The 17,897-nt window shown below is 66.6% G+C and carries 17 protein-coding genes and 1 riboswitch; of the genes, 8 read left to right on the forward strand and 9 right to left on the reverse strand.

Annotated features, from left to right (window positions below; all coding sequences use genetic code 11):
* Positions 1-14: 14 nt before the first annotated feature.
* From QF031_RS17460 to QF031_RS17485, 6 genes are read left to right on the forward strand one after another with little or no spacing between them, the layout of a single operon-like run.
* Positions 15-1,082: an aliphatic sulfonate ABC transporter substrate-binding protein gene (locus tag QF031_RS17460; RefSeq protein ID WP_307431041.1), complete on the forward strand. Its 1,068-nt coding sequence runs from the start codon at positions 15-17 to the stop codon at positions 1,080-1,082.
* Positions 1,082-1,984 (forward strand): ABC transporter permease, encoded by a 903-nt coding sequence (locus QF031_RS17465; RefSeq protein ID WP_307431045.1) that lies wholly within the window; start codon positions 1,082-1,084, stop codon positions 1,982-1,984. Before QF031_RS17460 ends, QF031_RS17465 begins: the two co-directional genes overlap by 1 nt.
* Entirely contained in the window at positions 1,975-3,927 is a 1,953-nt protein-coding gene (acs, locus tag QF031_RS17470; RefSeq protein WP_370874528.1) for an acetate--CoA ligase, read from the forward strand. The genes QF031_RS17465 and acs overlap by 10 nt, the downstream gene beginning before the upstream one ends.
* Positions 3,924-5,117: a dimethylsulfone monooxygenase SfnG gene (gene sfnG, locus QF031_RS17475; protein ID WP_307431051.1), complete on the forward strand. Its 1,194-nt coding sequence runs from the start codon at positions 3,924-3,926 to the stop codon at positions 5,115-5,117. The genes acs and sfnG overlap by 4 nt, the downstream gene beginning before the upstream one ends.
* Positions 5,117-6,469: an O-acetylhomoserine aminocarboxypropyltransferase/cysteine synthase family protein gene (locus QF031_RS17480; RefSeq protein WP_307431055.1), complete on the forward strand. Its 1,353-nt coding sequence runs from the start codon at positions 5,117-5,119 to the stop codon at positions 6,467-6,469. The genes sfnG and QF031_RS17480 overlap by 1 nt, the downstream gene beginning before the upstream one ends.
* A complete protein-coding gene (locus QF031_RS17485; RefSeq protein ID WP_307431057.1) occupies positions 6,466-6,960 on the forward strand; it encodes a CoA-binding protein in 495 nt (164 codons plus the stop codon). Before QF031_RS17480 ends, QF031_RS17485 begins: the two co-directional genes overlap by 4 nt.
* A 61-nt stretch (positions 6,961-7,021) precedes the next feature.
* Here QF031_RS17485 and QF031_RS17490 read toward each other — a convergent pair whose 3' ends face one another.
* The 5 genes from QF031_RS17490 to QF031_RS17510 form a co-directional block, all read right to left on the reverse strand.
* Complete coding sequence (locus QF031_RS17490) at positions 7,022-7,978, reverse strand: hypothetical protein (RefSeq protein WP_307431060.1); 957 nt, start codon at positions 7,976-7,978, stop codon at positions 7,022-7,024.
* The gene (locus QF031_RS17495) at positions 7,975-8,526 is read right to left on the reverse strand and encodes an RNA polymerase sigma factor (protein ID WP_307431064.1); all 552 of its coding nucleotides are present in this window, start codon (positions 8,524-8,526) and stop codon (positions 7,975-7,977) included. Before QF031_RS17495 ends, QF031_RS17490 begins: the two co-directional genes overlap by 4 nt.
* A gap of 280 nt (positions 8,527-8,806) precedes the next feature.
* Positions 8,807-9,175 carry a YegP family protein gene (locus tag QF031_RS17500; protein ID WP_307431067.1) on the reverse strand — a complete coding sequence of 123 codons (369 nt, stop codon included), beginning with the start codon at positions 9,173-9,175 and terminating at the stop codon, positions 8,807-8,809.
* Between the two features lie 229 nt (positions 9,176-9,404).
* Positions 9,405-10,694: an adenylosuccinate synthase gene (locus QF031_RS17505; protein ID WP_307431070.1), complete on the reverse strand. Its 1,290-nt coding sequence runs from the start codon at positions 10,692-10,694 to the stop codon at positions 9,405-9,407.
* 254 nt (positions 10,695-10,948) lie between these two features.
* Positions 10,949-12,028, reverse strand: coding sequence for a M14 family zinc carboxypeptidase (locus tag QF031_RS17510; protein WP_307431073.1), 1,080 nt, complete (start codon positions 12,026-12,028; stop codon positions 10,949-10,951).
* Positions 12,029-12,247: 219 nt separating this feature from the next.
* A riboswitch (SAM riboswitch) is annotated at positions 12,248-12,351 on the forward strand.
* A 13-nt stretch (positions 12,352-12,364) separates the two neighbouring features.
* Between QF031_RS17510 and QF031_RS17515 the strand changes: the two genes are divergently transcribed.
* Positions 12,365-13,573: a cobalamin-independent methionine synthase II family protein gene (locus QF031_RS17515; protein WP_307431076.1), complete on the forward strand. Its 1,209-nt coding sequence runs from the start codon at positions 12,365-12,367 to the stop codon at positions 13,571-13,573.
* A gap of 210 nt (positions 13,574-13,783) precedes the next feature.
* Positions 13,784-14,413 carry a uracil-DNA glycosylase gene (locus QF031_RS17520; protein ID WP_307431077.1) on the forward strand — a complete coding sequence of 210 codons (630 nt, stop codon included), beginning with the start codon at positions 13,784-13,786 and terminating at the stop codon, positions 14,411-14,413.
* A gap of 125 nt (positions 14,414-14,538) precedes the next feature.
* On the opposite strand, the gene QF031_RS17525 is transcribed toward QF031_RS17520, so the two are convergent.
* The 4 genes from QF031_RS17525 to QF031_RS17540 form a co-directional block, all read right to left on the reverse strand.
* The gene (locus tag QF031_RS17525; protein WP_307431080.1) at positions 14,539-14,961 is read right to left on the reverse strand and encodes a DUF3151 domain-containing protein; all 423 of its coding nucleotides are present in this window, start codon (positions 14,959-14,961) and stop codon (positions 14,539-14,541) included.
* Entirely contained in the window at positions 14,962-15,981 is a 1,020-nt protein-coding gene (fbaA, locus tag QF031_RS17530; protein WP_175319088.1) for a class II fructose-bisphosphate aldolase, read from the reverse strand.
* Between the two features lie 164 nt (positions 15,982-16,145).
* Entirely contained in the window at positions 16,146-17,084 is a 939-nt protein-coding gene (locus QF031_RS17535) for a hypothetical protein (RefSeq protein ID WP_307431084.1), read from the reverse strand.
* A 129-nt stretch (positions 17,085-17,213) separates the two neighbouring features.
* The gene (locus tag QF031_RS17540; RefSeq protein WP_307431086.1) at positions 17,214-17,885 is read right to left on the reverse strand and encodes a TrmH family RNA methyltransferase; all 672 of its coding nucleotides are present in this window, start codon (positions 17,883-17,885) and stop codon (positions 17,214-17,216) included.
* Positions 17,886-17,897 lie beyond the last annotated feature (12 nt).

A 17,897-nucleotide genomic window follows, 5' to 3' on the forward strand; every position in this document is an offset into this window, starting at 1 on the left:
TTCGAAGGAAACCAATGCCGCACGCATCGCCCGTCACCCGCCGTTCAGTCCTTGGCGCAGCAGCCCTCGCCGTTTCCGCGGTCCTGGCACTCACCGGATGTGTAGCAGGGGAAGGCTCCTCAGGCGGTGCGGCCGCAGCTGCCGGCAGCAGCAAGGGCGGCGGCAAGGGCGGCGGCACCCTGAACATCGATTTCGCCACCTACAACCCCCTGAGCCTGGTGATCAAGAAGCAGGGTTGGCTCGAGGCCAGCCTCAAGGACCAGGGCGTCACCGTGAACTGGGTCCAGTCCGCGGGGTCCAACAAAGCCAACGAAGCGCTGCGTTCCGGTGCCATCGACGTCGGCTCCACCGCCGGATCCGCCGCCCTGCTGGCCCGTGCCAACGGTTCGGAAATCAAGACCATCGACATTTACTCCCAGCCTGAGTGGGCGGCCCTGGTGGCACCCGCGGGCTCGGACATCACCTCCGTGGCGGACCTCAAGGGCAAATCCGTGGCTGCCACCAAGGGCACCGATCCCTACTTCTTCCTGCTGCAGTCCCTGGAGCAGGCGGGACTGAAGCCCGGTGACGTGACCGTCCAGAACCTGCAGCACGCCGACGGCCGCACCGCCCTGGAAAACGGCTCGGTCCAGGCCTGGTCGGGGCTGGACCCGATCATGGCCGGGGCGGAACAGAAGGGCGCCAAGCTCTTCTACCGCAACCTGGACTTCAACACGTACGGCTTCCTCAATGCCACCGAATCCTTCCTGAAAAACAAGCCTGAACTTGCCCAGGCTGTGGTGAACGCCTACGAGAAGGCCCGGGCCTGGGCAGCACAGAACCCGGACCAGACCGCCCAGATCCTGGCCGACGTCGCCGGCCTGGACCTCGCCGTGGCCAAGACCGTAGTCCTGGAGCGCAGCAACCTGGACGTTAACCCGGCCCCCGGCGAGGCGCAGCGCAAGGTACTGGAGAAGATCGGCCCCACCTTCGTGGAAACCGGTGACGTCAAGACCCAGAAGCAGATTGACGACGCCGTGGCCTCCCTTCTCGACGACTCGCTGGTGAAGAAGGCTGACCCGTCAGCCATTAAGGCCTCCTGATGAACCGATCAGGAGAGCCCACAATCACCGGCACCAATGTTGCGGATGGGCGTGCTGCAGCCGCCACCGCAACCGCGGCACACGCCGCCCAGACGGGGGCCGGCACGGCACCCGCTCCGGCACCGGGATGGTCTCCCGCCGGAGTCCGCTCCAGGAACTGGGCGCGTCTGCCCCTTGGCCTCATCATTCCCGCCGCCCTGCTCGCGGCGTGGCAGGTGGCCTCCACGAACGGCATGTTCACCGTGGTCCAGCTGCCTCCGCCCGCCATGGTGCTGGCTGCCGCCGACGAACTCGTGGAGCGCGGCGAGCTGGGCACGCACATCGCCATCTCCACCCAGCGGGTCCTGATCGGATTCCTGGTGGGCGCTGCCCTGGGCCTGGTCCTGGGTGCAACCGTGGGGCTGTCCAAGCTCGCGGACGCCCTGCTGGCACCCACCATCGGCGCACTGCGCGCCGTCCCGTCACTGGCCTGGGTGCCGCTGCTGATCCTGTGGATGAAGATCGGCGAGGACTCCAAGGTCACACTCATCATCATCGGCGCGTTCTTCCCGGTCTTCACCACCGTGTCCCTGGCGCTGCGGCATGTGGACCGGAATCTGGTGGAAGCCGCGCGCGCCTTCGGACTGAAGGGGGTACGGCTGCTGACCACCGTGCAGCTGCCCGCCGTCGTCCCCGCTGTCTTCTCTGGCCTGCGATTGGCCCTCGCCCAGGCGTGGCTGTTCCTGGTAGCGGCCGAGCTGATCGCCTCCTCCATGGGGCTCGGCTTCCTGCTGATCGATTCGCAGAACAACGGCCGCACCGACCGGCTGCTCCTGGCCATCGTGATGCTGGCCGTGATTGGAAAGATTACCGATGCCCTGCTGGGCCTGGCCGAAAAATGGGCGGTTAAACGATGGGCGTGAGCACTACCGAAAGCCTGGACCTGGACGCAGGGGTGCACCCGGACAACGTGGCCTTCTGGGAGCAGCAGGCGCTGCGCCTGGACTGGGACACCCCCTGGCACACCGCGCACCGCTGGATTCCTGCGGACCCTGAAGCAGGCCGTGGCCCGGACATCACCTGGTTTGAGGGCGGCAAGCTCAGCGTGGCCGCCAACTGCGTGGACCGCCATGTAGCTGCCGGCCTCGGCAACAAGGTGGCCCTCCACTTCGAGGGCGAGCCGGGCGACCGCCGCTCCATCACCTACGCCGAACTCCAGCGGGAGGTGTCCAAGGCGGCCAACGCGCTCCTGGCGCTGGGCATCACCAAGGGCGACCGCGTGGTCATCTACCTCCCGGTGATCCCCGAGACGATCATCATCACGCTCGCCGTGGCGCGCATCGGCGCCATCCACTCCCTGGTGTTCGGCGGCTTCTCCGCCGAGGCGCTGAAGTTCCGGGTGGAGGACACCGGCGCCAAGCTCCTGGTCACCACCGACGGACAGTTCCGGCGCGGCGCGGCCGTCCCGGTCAAGGACAACGCCGACGCGGCCGTATCCGGCGACAATGCCATCGAGCACGTGCTGGTGGTCAATCGCACCACCCCGGCCAATGACCTGGCAACCGTCCCCATGACGGAAGGCCGCGACCTGTGGTGGCACGACGTCGTCGGAAACGCCGCTGACGTCCACGAGCCTGAATCGTTCGACGCCGAAACGCCGCTGTTCATCATGTACACCTCCGGCACCACCGGCAAGCCCAAGGGCCTGGTCCACACCTCCGGTGGCTACCTCACGCAGGCATCCTGGAGTTTTGAGCACCTGTTCAGCAACCCTGACCCGGCCCTGCGTGACCAGGACGTGCACTGGTGCACTGCAGACCTTGCCTGGGTCACCGCGCACACCTACGAGATTTACGGGCCCCTCTCCAACGGCGTGACCCAGGTGATCTTCGAAGGCACCCCCAACACCCCCCACCCGGGCCGGCACTTCGAGATCATCGAACGCTACGGCGTGACGCAGTACTACACCGCGCCCACGCTGGTCCGCTCCCTCATGGGCTGGTTCCCCGACGGCGTCCCGGACACGTACCACCTCTCCTCCATCCGCCTGCTGGGCACCGTGGGAGAGGCCGTCAACCCCGAGGCCTGGCGCTGGCTGCGGGAGAACGTGGGCGCCGGCACCGCACCCGTGGTGGACACGTGGTGGCAGTCCGAAACCGGCGCCACCATCCTCTCCCCCGCTCCCACGGACACCAGCTTCAAGCCCGGCTGCGCGGCACGACCGCTGCCCGGGGTCAGCACCAGGATCGTGGACGACGCCGGCACAACAGTTGAGCCCGGCGTCCAGGGATACATCGTGGTTGACTCCCCCGGGCCCGCCATCGCGCGCACCGTCTGGGGCAACCCGCGCCGGTACTTCGACTCTTACTGGAGCAAGTACGCGGACCAGGGCTGGTTCCTGGCCGGGGACGGCGCAAAATACGACGCCGACGGCGACATCTGGATCCTGGGCCGCGTTGACGACACCCTGAACGTCTCCGGCCACCTGCTCTCCACCATCGAAATCGAATCCGCCCTGGTCTCGCACCCGGACGTGGTGGAAGCAGGCGTCTGCCCCGTGGCGGACCCGAAGACGGGGCACGCGGTCGTCGCGTTCGTGGTGCTGAAGGCCGGGTCCCCGGCTGACTGTGCCGAGGCTCTCCGCAACCACGTCGCAAAGGAAATCGGCCCCATCGCCAAGCCGCGCGACGTCGTCGTGGTTCCTGATGTCCCCAAGACCCGCAGCGGCAAGATCATGCGCCGGCTGCTCACCCAACTGTTCGAAGGAACAACCCTGGGCGACACCACCTCACTCCAGAACGAACCGGCCATCGCCGGCATCCAGGAAGTCCTGCACCAGCGGGCCCTACGGAAGGAAAATCCATGACCGAGATCAGCAACGTCGCACGGCTCGCAGAACCGCTTAAGTTCGCCTATTGGGTGCCCAACGTCTCCGGCGGCCTGGTGGTGTCCACCATCGAACAGCGCACCGGCTGGGACTTTGACTACAACAAGAAACTGGCCCGCATCGCTGAGGGATCCGGCTTCGAGTACGCCCTGACCCAGACCCGCTACGCCGCATCCTACGGGGCGGACAAGCAGCACGAGGCCACCTCGTTCAGCCTGGCCCTGCTGGCCGCCACCGAGCGGCTCAAGGTGATCGCCGCCGTCCACCCCGGCATGTGGCACCCCGGGGTATTGGCGAAGTACATCATCACCGCGGACCACATCTCCAACGGCCGCGCCGCCGTCAACATCGTCTCCGGCTGGCTGAAGAGCGAGTTCACCAACTTCGGGCTGGAGTGGCTGGAACACGACGAGCGCTACGTACGCACCGAGGAATTCATCAACGTCCTGCGCGGCCTGTGGACCGAAAAGGAGTACAGCCAGTCCGGCAAGTACTACAACATCACGGACTTCACCCTGAACCCGGCCCCGGTTGCGGTGCCGGGACGTGCCCATCCGGAGATCTTCTTCGGGGGAAACTCGACGGCGGCCCAGGCCACTGCGGGCCGCGTGGCCGACTGGTACTTCTCCAACGGCAAGGACCTGGAGGGTTTCAAGGAGAACATCTCCGGCGTGGTCGCTTCGGCCGGCGAGGCCCGCCGCGGCACCCCGGGCCAGCTGGCCGTTCCGCGCTTCGGGCTGAACGGTTTCGTCATTGCCCGCGACTCGGAGAAGGAAGCTCGGGACACCCTGCGCGAGATCGTGGAGAAAGCACACAAGCCGGCAGTCCAGGGTTTCCGGGACGCGGTCCAGGAAGCTGGCGCGTCCACCAAGGACGGCAAGGGAATGTGGGCCGACTCCACGTTCGAGGACCTGATCCAGTACAACGACGGCTTCAAGACCCAGCTGATCGGCACCCCCGAGCAGATCGCCGAGCGGATCGTCGAGTACAAGAAGATCGGCGTGAACCTGTTCCTCACCTGCTACCTGCACTTCCAGGAGGAGGTGGCGGCTTTCGGCCGGAACATCCTGCCGATTGTCCGCGAGCTGGAGGCAGATCTGGCGAGGAAGAACGGCACGGAACTTGATTTGTCAGGCACGCCCGTTGCTGCCGAGGCGGTGGCTGTCTGATGGCTGAGCGCACCTTCGGATTCCGCACCCGCGCCCTGCACGCCGGCGGCACCCCTGACGCCGAACACGGCGCCCGCGCCGTGCCCATCTACCAGACCACGTCGTTCGTCTTCAAGGACACCAACGATGCCGCCAACCTGTTCGCCCTCCAGAAGTACGGCAACATCTACTCCCGCATCGGCAACCCCACCGTGGCGGCCTTCGAGGAGCGCATCGCGTCCCTCGAGGGCGGTATTGGAGCGGTTGCGACGTCGTCCGGCATGGCGGCGGAGTTCATCACCTTCGCCGCGCTGACCCAGGCGGGCGACCACATCGTGGCCGCCTCCCAGCTGTACGGCGGCACCGTGACCCAGCTCGACGTGACCCTGCGCCGGTTCGGCGTGGACACCACCTTCGTCCCGGGCACAGACCCCGCGGACTATGCCGCGGCTGTCCAGGACAACACCAAGGCGATCTTCGTGGAGGCGGTGGCCAACCCGTCGTCGGAGGTCCAGGACCTTGCGGGGCTGGCAAAGGTGGCGCACGACGCCGGTATCCCCTTGGTGGTGGACGCCACCTTGAGCACACCGTACCTCGTGCGGCCCATCGAGCACGGCGCCGACATCGTGATCCACTCGGCCACGAAGTTCCTGGGCGGCCACGGCACCACGCTGGGCGGTGTGGTGGTGGAAAGCGGCAGGTTCAACTGGGGCAACGGAAAGTTCCCCACCATGACCGAACCGGTGGCTTCCTACGGAAACGTCTCCTGGTGGGGCAACTTCGGCGAATACGGCTTCCTCACCAAGCTCCGCTCGGAGCAGCTGCGCGACATCGGCCCTGCCCTTTCACCGCAGTCGGCGTTCCAGCTGCTCCAGGGCGTCGAAACACTGCCGCAGCGGCTCGACGAGCACCTGAAGAACGCACAGGCCGTGGCCGAGTGGCTGGAAAACGACGACCGGGTGGCCTACGTCAACTACTCCGGCCTGCCCTCGCACCCGCACTTTGAACGGGCACGCAAGTACCTGCCGCTAGGCCCCGGATCGGTCTTCTCGTTCGGGGTGAAGGGCGGGCGCGCCGCGGGCCAGAAGTTCATCGAGTCGCTGCAGCTGGCCTCGCACCTGGCCAACGTGGGCGACTCCCGGACCCTGGTGATCCACCCCGGCTCCACCACCCACCAGCAGCTCAGCCCTGCCCAGCTGGAATCCGCGGGCGTGCCGGAGGACCTGGTCCGCATCTCCGTGGGCCTCGAGGACATTGAGGACATCCTGTGGGACCTGGACCAGGCACTCACTGAAGCATCCAGCCTGGCAGGCGCGGACCCAGCCGTCGCCGAAGAACCCGCAGAAGCCTGCACGATCGGAGCAAACGCATGAGCACCGCCCAACGCACCTTGTCCGGCCCGTCCGCGCCGGAGCGGCTCTCCCTGCTCCGGAATGCCACGTCCATTGCCATTGTCGGCGCCTCAGACAAGCCGTCCCGGGCCAGCTACTTTGTGGCCACCTACCTGCTGTCCTCCACCCGCTACAAGGTGTACTTCGTGAACCCTGTGGTCAAGGAGATCCTGGGCCAGCCCACCTACGCCTCGCTGGCGGACCTGCCGGAGAGCCCGGACATTGTTGACGTGTTCCGCAAGCACGACGACCTTCCGGGCGTCCTTGACGAGGCGGTGGCCGCGGGCGCCAAGACGCTCTGGCTGCAGCTCGGGTCCTGGCACGAGGGCGTAGCTGCAGATGCAGAAGCCGCAGGGCTCAACGTAGTGATGGACCGCTGCGTGAAGATCGAGCACGCGCGCTTCCACGGCGGACTCCACCTGGCCGGTTTCGATACCGGAGTGGTTTCCTCAAAGCGCCAGGTCCTGGCCTGACGCCTTCCTTCGAATGACAACAGCGGGCCCGTTGCCATGGGCCCGCTGTTGTCATTCGCAGCTATTTCGCCGGAGGGGCGCCCTTCTGGGCGTTGCCAGAGCTTCCGCCCTGGGCAGGCATCTGGCCCGCATTACCCGTGGAGCCCGGCGGCTTCTGGGCGCCGGCACCGGGTGTACCTGCGTCCTCCGCCGGAGGGTTGGAAGCCGGCAGTTCGGCCTTCCCCTCCCCAGGCAAGCGTGGCGTTGCCGGGGTTCCCTCAGCCCCGGCCGTCCCGGCAGCGTCCTTGCCACTGCCGGCTCCATTGCCCAGCGGAGCTGCCCCGGTTGCACCGCCCGCCCCTGTCCAGCCCGCGCACTTTACCAAAGCTGTATCGGCGCCGTGCCTTACCGGCCCGGCGCACGGCGGAAGGTTGGCGCGGCCGGGCATGCGGGCACGGTTCGGGAGGAGGCGGGAGGCCAGGTTTGCGGCATCCCCCGCCTCACCGGGAGCAGCGGTTGGGGCAAATCCCCCGTTTTCCAGGGTGATCCCGTCGGCCGCCGCCTGAGGGCTGCGGTAATCCGGGTTCGCCGCCACGGACCCGTCCCCAACGGCTGAGTGGTTCGGAGCGGGACGGCTCCAAGGCACCCACTCCTCCATCAGGCGCTCGATGGCGCTGCCTCCGGGAGTGGCGGTGCTGGCAGCAACCCCGCCAACGCCGAGTCCCATCCCGGCCACCAGGACCAGGCCCAGCGCTGTGGGGCGGTGGCGGCGACGGCGACGGCGTGCAAGTTCGTCGCCGTCGGGCTGCCCATTCGCCTGGCCACCGGGATGCCCAGCAGCGGGGCCAGGCTCCTCGGCCGGTGACGGCGCACCTGCAGCAAGCAATGCGGCAAGCTCCCCAGTGGGCGCGGGAGCTTGCAGCGATGCCATGGTGCCCAGCGAAAGCAGGGCGCCACGAAGCTCCGCGTCCTGGCCGCAGCCCGCGTCCTGAAGCATGTCGTCAACAAGGGTGGCGAGGTTATCCGAGGCGGATGTCATGGCGTGAGATACTCCTTCACTGCCTGCAGTTCCCGGAGTTTAAGCAAGGCGCGCCGCTGGAGCTGTTTCACCGCACCGGCGCTCTTGTCCATGGCTTCCGCCGTCTGTTCTATCGAAAGGCCAGCCACGAGCCGAAGCGACAGCACTTCACGCTGGTCCTGGGGCAGCCCGCCGAGCAGGCCAAGGACTTCCCCGGGCGAGATACGCTGCAGCGCCTGTTTTTCAGCCGAGGTATCTTCGCGCTGGTCGAGCTCGGGCTCGAAGGACAGCTTGACCGGGGTCCGGCTTTGGCGGCGGTGGTCATCCACCATCCGGGCGTGGGCAACAGAGAAGATAAAGGTCCGCAGCCCGGCTTCTCCTCCATGGACAGCGCCGAGCCGGGGCAGCACTGAAAGAAACACTTCCTGCATGGCGGCCTCCGGATCCTCGACTCCCCGGGCTGTGAGATAGCCCAGTACCTGTGATGCGTATGTCTTGTAGACGAGGCTGAAGGCAGCGGGACCGGAAACCGGCTGCTCCGGGGCCTCGTCTGTCCGTGCATCAGTCACTGACGTAGTGCTTTCCGTCAAAGAGAGTGTTGGCAAGGCAAGCGTTCACTACATCTTGAACGCTGGCCCCACTTTACCCTCCGGTAACCACCCTGCGGGAACCGCCGCGTGCCCGGTCATGGGCCAGCGGGGTCGGGCCGGGAAGCTGCCCGTGCGGCAAGACACAAAAGAGCCGGTCTGGAACGTGATGGGGGACAGGTTCCAGACCGGCGCTTCATAGAGGTAATCGCTATGCGCCCCGGCAGGGTTACGCGTTCTCAGAATCTTTTTGAAAAGTTTTTTAGCCGGGTGCTGCCCTGGTCCACCGCGGTGCCGCCGCCTGCCGCAGCGGCGCCTTGGCCAACGCGACGGCATGCAGCCTGGCGGGCATGCGCTCCTCGTTGCATACGGGCACGACGGCGGCGGGTGGCTCCGCGGCGACAGCAGCGGCGGCGGCAGGCAGGGTTGCGGGACGGGCCACCTCCCCGGCTGGACAGAGATCGGTGACGAGGCCGGTGCCGGCGCATTCCCGCACGGCAGCGATCCCGGCAACCAGCGATGCTTTGTCCTCAAAGGGCCCGGAAACCGCGATGGCTCCCCCATCGGGAGCCAGGAGCCGGAACCGGAAGAACAACTCAGCGTCGACGAATGCTTCAAATGTGCCGGCCATGACGATCCTTCCGTGGGCACCAGGGGTATTACCGAGTGTGGCTGTCCCGCCGGCAGCCCCACAAGACCGCCCGTGTTAAGCCTGCGTAAATTGCTGGGCACCGCGAGGCACCGCGCCGCATAGCAAACGGCAGGCCACCTGCAAAGGTGGCCTGCCGCCGTCGTATTCCCCACCCGCTCCCTAGCCTCGCAAGCTCGGCCAGGGAACCCTGCGGGCGTGGGCCCACACGTTAGTCGTTGATGAGGTCGTTCACCACGATGGTCTGGTCCCGGTCCGGTCCCACGCCAATGGCGGAGAAGCGGGTTCCGGAGAGCTTTTCCAGCGCCAGCACGTAGTTCCGCGCGTTTTCCGGCAGGTCCGCGAGGGTGCGGGCCCCGGTGATGTCCTCGGTCCAGCCATCGAAGTATTCGAAGATCGGTTTGGCGTGGTGGAACTCGGTCTGCGTCATGGGCATCTCGTCGTGGCGGACACCGTCCACGTCGTAGGCCACGCACACGGGGATCTGTTCGATGCCGGTGAGCACGTCCAGCTTGGTCACGAAGTAGTCCGTGAAGCCGTTCACGCGGGAGGCATGGCGGGCGAGGACGGCGTCATACCAGCCGCAGCGGCGCGGCCGGCCGGTGTTGACCCCGAACTCTCCGCCGGTCTTCTGCAGGTACACGCCCATCTCATCGAAGAGCTCGGTGGGGAACGGGCCGGCACCAACGCGGGTGGTGTAGGCCTTGATGATGCCAATGGAGCGCGAGATCCGCGTTGGGCCGATGCCCGAGCCGACCGACGCGCCGCCTGCGGTGGGGTTGGAGGAGGTCACGAACGGGTAGGTGCCGTGGTCCACGTCCAGGAACGTGGCCTGGCCGCCCTCCATCAGCACCACCTTGCCCTCATCCAGGGCGGTGTTCAGGACCAGGGTGCTGTCGATGACCAGCGGACGGAGCCGCTCCGCGAAGGACAGGAAATACTCCACGATCTCGTCCACCACCACGCTGCGGCGGTTGTAGACCTTGACCAGGAGTTCGTTTTTCTGGCGCAGCGAGCCTTCCACCTTCTGGCGAAGGATGGATTCGTCGAAGACGTCCTGGACGCGGATGCCCAGCCGGGCCACCTTGTCCATGTAGGCAGGGCCGATGCCGCGGCCGGTGGTGCCGATGGCCCGCTTGCCGAGGAATCGTTCGGTCACCTTGTCCAGGACCTGGTGGTACGGTGCCACCAGATGGGCATTGGCGGAGACGCGCAGCTTGGAGGTGTCGGCACCGCGGGCCTGCAGCCCGTCGATCTCCTGGAAGAGCGCCTCCAGGTTCACCACGCAGCCGTTGCCGATGATGGGAACGGCATTGGGGCTGAGGATGCCTGCCGGCAGCAGCTTGAGTTCGTACTTTTCACCGCCCACGACGACGGTGTGCCCGGCGTTGTTGCCGCCGTTGGGCTTGACGACGTAGTCAACACGGCCGCCCAGAAGGTCGGTGGCCTTGCCTTTTCCTTCGTCGCCCCACTGGGCTCCTACGATCACAATTGCTGGCATGGGATCCTCCCCCATTCGTTCGGGCTGCCCGGGTGCCGCCGCGTGGCGGTCCTGGTCAAGCGCCGTTCATGAGAATGCCCCGAACATACCGGCCTCCGCGCGGCCGCAGTACGGCACGGCGGAGGAAGAGTTCCGGGGCTCTTACCACCCAAGTTTAGCGGATGGGGCACTTCCGCCACTGTTGTGGCCCGCCGCGGCCCTTCCCGTGGAGGACCGCGGCGGCGCCGGGCAGGACCGGGGCGGGCGGCAGGCTGCTACTCGTCCTCGGCTTCTCCTGCCGGGCGGGACGTCTGCTCGGCGAGCGTGTCCCAGAAGGAGGTGTCGGCGTCGGCGATTGAACCGTCTGCGATGGCGGCGGCGGTGGACGTCAGCGTGGTGACCGTCTGCTTGATCAGGTAGCCGTTGCTGCGCTGTCCCAGGGCGTAGCCGTCCAGGTAGTGGTCGGACATGCCGCGCATCTCGAAGAGCAGGGTGGCGATGCCGTACTCCACGGAGAGGCCGTTGCGGCTGATGGTCTCGGCGCTGCCGCCCTGGTACTTGCCCAGGTGGCCCCACCCGGTGGAGTCAACATTGTTGAAGACCACGGCGCCCAACTGCTTGGACTTCTCGACGACGGCGGGGTCGGCGTTCGGGGTGGTGGGGTACAGGATGGACCCGGACACCAGTTTGCCGTCGCGCTCCGCCCGGGTGCCTTGGTGGTGGAGGTCGATCATGTAGTCGATCCGGTACTTGCGCATTACGTTGTTGTGCAGCGCCTGGGTCTCCGGCTGGTTCTTGGCCACGTGGTCGCGGTTGAGGTCCACGCCCTCTGCGTTGTAGCGGGTGAGGTGGCGGTCCCCCTTGGCGAGGTAGTTGTCCAGGGAGAAGTTCACGTCCCCCATGGCACCGTCCGCATTGAGCATGGGCACCACCAGGATGTTCACGCCCTTGAGGATGTCGGCAGACTTGCCGGTGCCCAGGTGCCTGATGAACTCCATGGCGCCCTCGGTGGTGAGCTGCTCGTTTCCGTGCTGCTGGGTCAGGTAAAGGATGGTGGGCTTGGCCGGGTCCGAGATGTACTTGGCCAGGTGGATGTCGCGGCCCTTCACGGTCTGGCCGATGACCTCCAGTTCCATGCCGGGCTGGCGGGCGTCCTGGTCCTTCAGGAACGAGACCATCTGGTCATAGGTAGCCAGCTTTGTAGTGGTGATCTGGCCGTTGCCGTCGTAGTTCGGGCCCTCGCCCACGGCGTGGGCCAGCGGAGCCGGTCCGGCCACGACGGCGAGCGCCAGGGCGCCGGAAAGGGCAAGGTTCCTGAAGGTTGGCAGGGGTTTGTTCGCCGGGGATTTGTTCACGGTGCGATGACCTCTTCTTTGAGTGCAGTGGGTGCGGCAGCCGGTCATGTCCCTCATTCGGCTGTGACATGAGCCAACCAAGCTGGACACAATCTGTCAATACGCTGGACAAATTCCGTAAGGGTACCAAGGGTTCCCGAGGCGACAGCAGGCGGACCTGGCGCGACACAAAGCGGACATGACTTGCCCGAAGGCGGGCATCTGGATTTAAGTGAGAGGGAACCATCCGGAGCGGCCGAGAGACCTGGCTCGATGACGCCGCAGCAACCACGGTTCAGCAGACTCCTGCTGGCCGACGGTGCTACTGCCAGGACCGATGGAAAGGAAGATTCCAGCATGTCCGTGAACACCGACCACATCCGCGTAACCCACGCCGGGTCCCTGCCCCGCACCCCGGAACTGATCGCGGCCAACGCCGCCAAGGAAACCAGCGGCGTCACTCCGGAATTCCTGAAACTCCTCGAGGCCTCTGTGGTGGATGTCGTGCAGCGCCAGAAGGACCTCGGCATCGACATCCCCAACGACGGCGAATACGGACACACCATGTCCAGCTCCGTGGACTACGGTGCCTGGTGGAACTACTCCTTCGCGCGGCTGGGCGGGCTGGAGCCCACCGATGTGGACCGCTGGGCCGACACGCAGGTACGCCGCTCGTCCCCCGGCAACATCGTCCTGACCTCCTTCCCCGACCGGCGGGACAGGCAGGCGTTCAACGAGGCCTACAACGATCCCTCCTCAGGCATCCTGGCCCACCGCAAGAGCGTCACCCAGCCCAAGATCGCCGGACCCTTGACGTACACGGGCCAGGACCTGGTGGCCTCGGACATCAGGAACCTAAAGAAGGGCCTTGCGGCCGCAGGGCTTTCTGACGGCTTCGTCGCGTCGCTGTCCCCCGGCTCCTGCGCCCGCGTGGCCAACGAGTACTACACCTCGGACGAGGAACTGGTCTACGCCTGCGCCGACGCCATGCGGGAGGAATACAAGGCGATCATCGACGCCGGCCTCACCGTGCAACTCGACGATCCTTCCCTGGCCGAAAGCTGGGACCAGATCAATCCGGAGCCGTCACTGGAGGACTACCTGAAGTTCATCCAGCTGCGCGTCGAGGCCACCAACTGGGCCCTGAGGGACCTTCCGCAGGAACAGATCCGGCTGCACGTCTGCTGGGGCTCCTGGCACGGTCCGCACACCACCGACATCCCGTTTGCGGACATCATCGGCTCCGTGCTGCAGGTCAACGCCGGCGCCTACTCCTTCGAGGCTGCGAACGTGCGCCACGAACACGAATGGCGGGTGTGGGAAGACACCAAGCTGCCGGAAGGCAAGGCCATCATCCCGGGCGTCGTGTCGCACGCCACCAACGTGGTGGAACACCCCGACCTGGTGGCAGACCGCATTGTCCGCTTTGCCGATGTCGTGGGCCGGGAAAACGTCATCGCCTCCACCGACTGCGGCCTGGGCGGCCGGGTCCACCCGCAGATCGCCTTCGCCAAGCTGGAGGCCCTCGGCGAGGGCGCGCGCCGGGCCACCAGCCGCCTCTGGTAGCTGCGGGAGGCGGAGCGGGAAACCGCCGGTTCCGTGCCCTGACTGAATCAGGTGCACGGGACCGGCGTTTCGTTTCCCGGGGCTTGCTAAACTGGGTAAGGCCGACCAGGAATCGGTCCACCCCAATCAACCGCCGCTGATGGTCGCGCCCCCGCGCGCCCATTTCTGTGGCGGCAGCAACGCCAATCCCCGCAGGAGAACCAGCACTTCATGACAGCCCTGGCACCCGAAACATTCCACGAACAGCTCATGAGCCGCCGCTACGAACCCAGCGTTGCCGCCGTTAACGAGCTGTGTGATTCCCTGCAGGACGCCAAGCCCGGAACCGTGGTCCCCTACGTGGACCCCATGCATGACGTCGAGGAATGCCGCATCATCAGCCTGTTCTCCAATATCGCTGAGGTGGACCCGTCCGGGTTCATCACCGCCGGGGACCAGGATGCCGCCACCCGCATGCTTGGCCTTCAGTGGAAGCTGGGCCTGCGCCCCGAGTTCGTGATGCCTTGGAACGTCCACCCCTGGCACGTCCCCGGCGAAGCCAACGGCAAGTTCACCCCTGACCAGATCCAGGCCGGCCTGAAGCCGCTGCTGAAGTTCCTGGCACTGGTGCCCCGCGCCTCGGTGATTGTGGCGCACGGCACCGAAGCCAACCGCCTTGCCAACCTGCTGCTGAAGACCGAGGTCCCCCTGCTGTGGCGCCGCGGCCTGAAGACCTATAAGGTCCGCTCGCTGAGCGGCCGGGCGTTCGCCGGTTCCCCGGCGCGCCAGGAGGAATTCCTGGAAGACATGCGCGCGGCCTACGCCGACGCGATGGCCCGCACCGGCATCGCCAAGCCTTAAACGACCGACGGCGGGTGGTCACCTTTCCAGGAAAGGTAACCACCCGCCGTCGTCGTATGTAGGGGCCTCCGCCGCCGAGGGTTCCCGGCTGAGCGAAGCGAAGCCAGGGAGGCGGTTGGGGACCGCTACTTTGCTTCGATGGCTGCCTTGGCTGTGGGGTCCGAGTCGTTCAGGAACTTCTCGATCCGCTCCGGCTCCTCTGCCTCGCCAATGGCCGAGGACGCCCGGCCCAGGGAATAGAGGGCGCGCAGGAACCCGCGGTTGGGCTCATGCTCCCAAGGGATGGGCCCGACGCCGCGCCAGCCGTTGCGGCGCAGCGAGTCCAGGCCGCGGTGGTAGCCGACGCGGGAGTAGGCGTAGGAGTCGATGGTGCGCCCCTCAGCCCACGCCTCCTCGGCCAGGATGGCCCAGAGCAGCGATGAGGTGGGGTGCTTTTCCACCAGGTCCAGGGCTTCGTGCCCGGCCTCCAGCTGTGCGTTGACCTCGGTTTCGGCAGGCAGGAGCGTGGGCTCCGGCCCCATCAGGTTCCGGCGGAACTCGTCCGACATTTAGAAGGTCTTTCCGGCCGAACCGAGCTGCTTGGTGGCTTCCACCACGCGGGCTGCCAGGCCTGCTTCGGCGGAGGCGCCCCAGACGCGGGGGTCGTAGGTCTTCTTGTTGCCCACTTCGCCGTCCACCTTCAGGACGCCGTCGTAGTTCTTGAACATGTGGTCCGCCACCGGACGGGTGTAGGCGTACTGGGTGTCGGTGTCGATGTTCATCTTGATCACGCCGTAGGAGACGGCGTCGGCGATTTCCTGGTCGGAGGAGCCGGAGCCGCCATGGAACACGAGGTCGAACGGGTTGTCCTTGCCGATCCTGGCACCCACCTGGGCCTGGATGTCCTTGAGGATCTCCGGGCGGAGCTTGACGCCGCCGGGCTTGTACACGCCGTGGACGTTGCCGAAGGTCAGCGCGGTGATGTAGCGGCCGTTTTCGCCGGCGCCGAGTGCGTCGATGGTGGCCAGGGCGTCTTCCACCGTGGTGTAGAGCTTGTCGTTGATGGCGTTCTCCACGCCGTCTTCCTCGCCGCCGACGGTGCCGATCTCCACCTCGAGGATCATCTTGGCGGCGGCGGTGCGGGCCAGCAGGTCGCGGGCGATCTTCAGGTTCTCCTGCAGGGTCTCTGCGGAGCCGTCCCACATGTGGGAGTTGAACAGCGGGTTGCGGCCGGCCTTGACCTCAGCCTCTGAGGCTTCCAGCAGCGGCAGGACGAAACCGTCCAGCTTGTCCTTGGGGCAGTGGTCGGTGTGCAGTGCGATGTTCACGCCGTAGTTCTTGGCAACTTCGCGGGCGAAGGCAGCGAAGCCCAGGGAACCGGCAACCATGTCCTTGGTGGAGGCGCCGGACCAGTAGGCCGCACCGCCGGTGGAGACCTGCACGATGCCGTCGGACTCTGCCTCCGCGAAGCCACGCAGTGCCGCGTTCAGCGTCTGCGAGGACGTGACGTTCACGGCGGGGAAGGCGAATCCGCCCGCCTTCGCACGGTCGATCATCTCGGCGTAGATCTCTGGGGTTGCAATGGGCATGCTGGCTCCTCTGCTGAAGTTCGTCTGTGGGTGGATGACCCTCAAATAGACCGCTTACGGCTTGGCACCATCCTAGCCATTAGCGGGCCCGGAGTGCTCCGGGTTACGCCCGGCCCCTCCCGCGATATGGCACTTGGCGGCAGTGCTGCGGCCAGGGATTGCCCTCACCTGCCATATCGCGACCAGCCGCGGCTCTGCAGAGCCTCCCGGACTTTGCGTACGACGGCGGGCCGGTCACCTTCAAGGTGCTGCCTGCCGACGCGTACCTCCAGCCAGCCCAAGGCCAGACTCCGGTCGTATCGTTCCATGTCCCGCAGATGCTGTTCGGGCTCTGCGTGGTGCCGGCCGTCGTACTGGAGTGCAATGCGCCACTGCGGGTAAGCCGCGTCCGGCCAGAGGACCGGGACGCCGCGGACATCCAGGACCACGTGGTTGAGAACCGGCTCCGGCAGTCCGGCGTCGACGAGGGCCAGGCGCATATGTGTCTCCGGTGCCGAGTCGGCACCCACCCGGATGAGTTCGAGGGCGGCCCGGGCAATTTTCACACCACGCATCCCCACGTGGCTCGCAGCCATCCTTTTCAGATCCTCCAGGCCGCACAACGCCTCCCGCGGATGGGGAAACTCCGGCCCGTGGGTGCAGACGAAATGGTCCCCGACGGCAACGAGTTCTGCCAGATCCAGCACCGAGGCAAGGTCCAGCCAGGTCCGCGCAGGCGAGGTGAGCCGGACGCCGTCGTACTCCACTACCTCGTCCGGCAGGAAGGTCAGCAAATGGCCCACCACGTTGGCCCGGCGCGGAAAGCTGAAACCACGCCGGCGTGCAAGGTGGACCCGCCAGTCGCTCGCGGGCCCGGCCGGCAACGGCGCTCCCCACACCCGAGCAGCGGACAAAGAGGCCAGGATGGAGGTGTCATCAAGGTCGGTGTACGCGCGCAACGCGGCTGCTCCGGCAGCACCTGAGTGGACTCGCACCCGGATTCCCCGGGATACGGTCACCAGGTCCTTCGCCGTGGTGCGCGTGCGGGAGATTCCGGCTTTGTCGGAGGCCCGGAGTGAGAAGGAACCTGTGGTCAGGTGATCGGGAAGGGATGCCCTGCGCATGCCCCATTCTGGCGTGCGGGAGAGGCAGCGGTGAGGTTATCCACAGGCTGAGCCCTCGCTGCACCCGCGAGATGGCACTTGGCGCTAGTCAGACCCGCCGCGACTGCGGTTAAATGCCATCTCGCGGGGTCAGACGTGCTGGTTGAAGACGTGGCGGCGGATCCAGGCGTGCATTGCGATGGCGGCGGCGGAGGCGGCATTGATGGAGCGGGTGGAGCCGAACTGTTCTATCGACAAGGTGTCGACGGCGGCCTGGTGGACTTCCGGGGTCAGGCCCGGCCCCTCCTGTCCGAAGACCAGCACGCAGTCGCGCGGCAGTTCGTACGTTTCCAGGGGGACGGAGTCCGGGAAGATGTCGATCCCGATGATGGCCAGCCCCTCCCCCTGCGCCCACTGGACGAAGTCCTCGACGGTGGGGTGGTGGCGGACGTGCTGGTAGCGGTCGGTGACCATGGCTCCGCGCCGGTTCCACCGCCGTCGGCCGATGATGTGCACCTCCTTGGCGAGGAAGGCGTTGGCGGTGCGCACCACGGTGCCGATGTTCAGGTCGTGCTGCCAGTTCTCGATGGCCACGTGGAAGTTGTGCCGCCGAGAGTCCAGGTCCGCCACGATCGCCTCGTGCTTCCAGTACCGGTACTTGTCCAGGACGTTGCGGCGGTCGCCGTCTGCCAGCAGGTCGGGGTCCCAGTGGTCACCTTCCGGCGACTCCCCTTCCCAGGGCCCGACGCCGATCTCCGCCTTTGCGGGTTCGGTTCCGGCCGGTTCGTCTTCCCCGGGAGCGTGGTTGGGTTCGTCTGTCATGCCGGGCGTTTG

This window comes from Pseudarthrobacter defluvii (assembly GCF_030816725.1).
Lineage (GTDB): Bacteria > Actinomycetota > Actinomycetes > Actinomycetales > Micrococcaceae > Arthrobacter > Arthrobacter defluvii_A.

Bases quoted from the DNA above. Each gene is read 5' to 3' on its own strand.
- QF031_RS17460 (WP_307431041.1), top strand. From the start codon at position 15: ATGCCGCACGCATCGCCCGTCACCCGCCGTTCAGTCCTTGGCGCAGCA.
- QF031_RS17465 (WP_307431045.1), top strand. From the start codon at position 1,082: ATGAACCGATCAGGAGAGCCCACAATCACCGGCACCAATGTTGCGGAT.
- acs (WP_370874528.1), top strand. From the start codon at position 1,975: ATGGGCGTGAGCACTACCGAAAGCCTGGACCTGGACGCAGGGGTGCAC.
- sfnG (WP_307431051.1), top strand. From the start codon at position 3,924: ATGACCGAGATCAGCAACGTCGCACGGCTCGCAGAACCGCTTAAGTTC.
- QF031_RS17480 (WP_307431055.1), top strand. From the start codon at position 5,117: ATGGCTGAGCGCACCTTCGGATTCCGCACCCGCGCCCTGCACGCCGGC.
- QF031_RS17485 (WP_307431057.1), top strand. From the start codon at position 6,466: ATGAGCACCGCCCAACGCACCTTGTCCGGCCCGTCCGCGCCGGAGCGG.
- QF031_RS17490 (WP_307431060.1), bottom strand. From the start codon at position 7,978: ATGACATCCGCCTCGGATAACCTCGCCACCCTTGTTGACGACATGCTT.
- QF031_RS17500 (WP_307431067.1), bottom strand. From the start codon at position 9,175: ATGGCCGGCACATTTGAAGCATTCGTCGACGCTGAGTTGTTCTTCCGG.
- QF031_RS17505 (WP_307431070.1), bottom strand. From the start codon at position 10,694: ATGCCAGCAATTGTGATCGTAGGAGCCCAGTGGGGCGACGAAGGAAAA.
- QF031_RS17515 (WP_307431076.1), top strand. From the start codon at position 12,365: ATGTCCGTGAACACCGACCACATCCGCGTAACCCACGCCGGGTCCCTG.
- QF031_RS17520 (WP_307431077.1), top strand. From the start codon at position 13,784: ATGACAGCCCTGGCACCCGAAACATTCCACGAACAGCTCATGAGCCGC.
- QF031_RS17525 (WP_307431080.1), bottom strand. From the start codon at position 14,961: ATGTCGGACGAGTTCCGCCGGAACCTGATGGGGCCGGAGCCCACGCTC.
- fbaA (WP_175319088.1), bottom strand. From the start codon at position 15,981: ATGCCCATTGCAACCCCAGAGATCTACGCCGAGATGATCGACCGTGCG.
- QF031_RS17535 (WP_307431084.1), bottom strand. From the start codon at position 17,084: ATGCGCAGGGCATCCCTTCCCGATCACCTGACCACAGGTTCCTTCTCA.
- QF031_RS17540 (WP_307431086.1), bottom strand. From the start codon at position 17,885: ATGACAGACGAACCCAACCACGCTCCCGGGGAAGACGAACCGGCCGGA.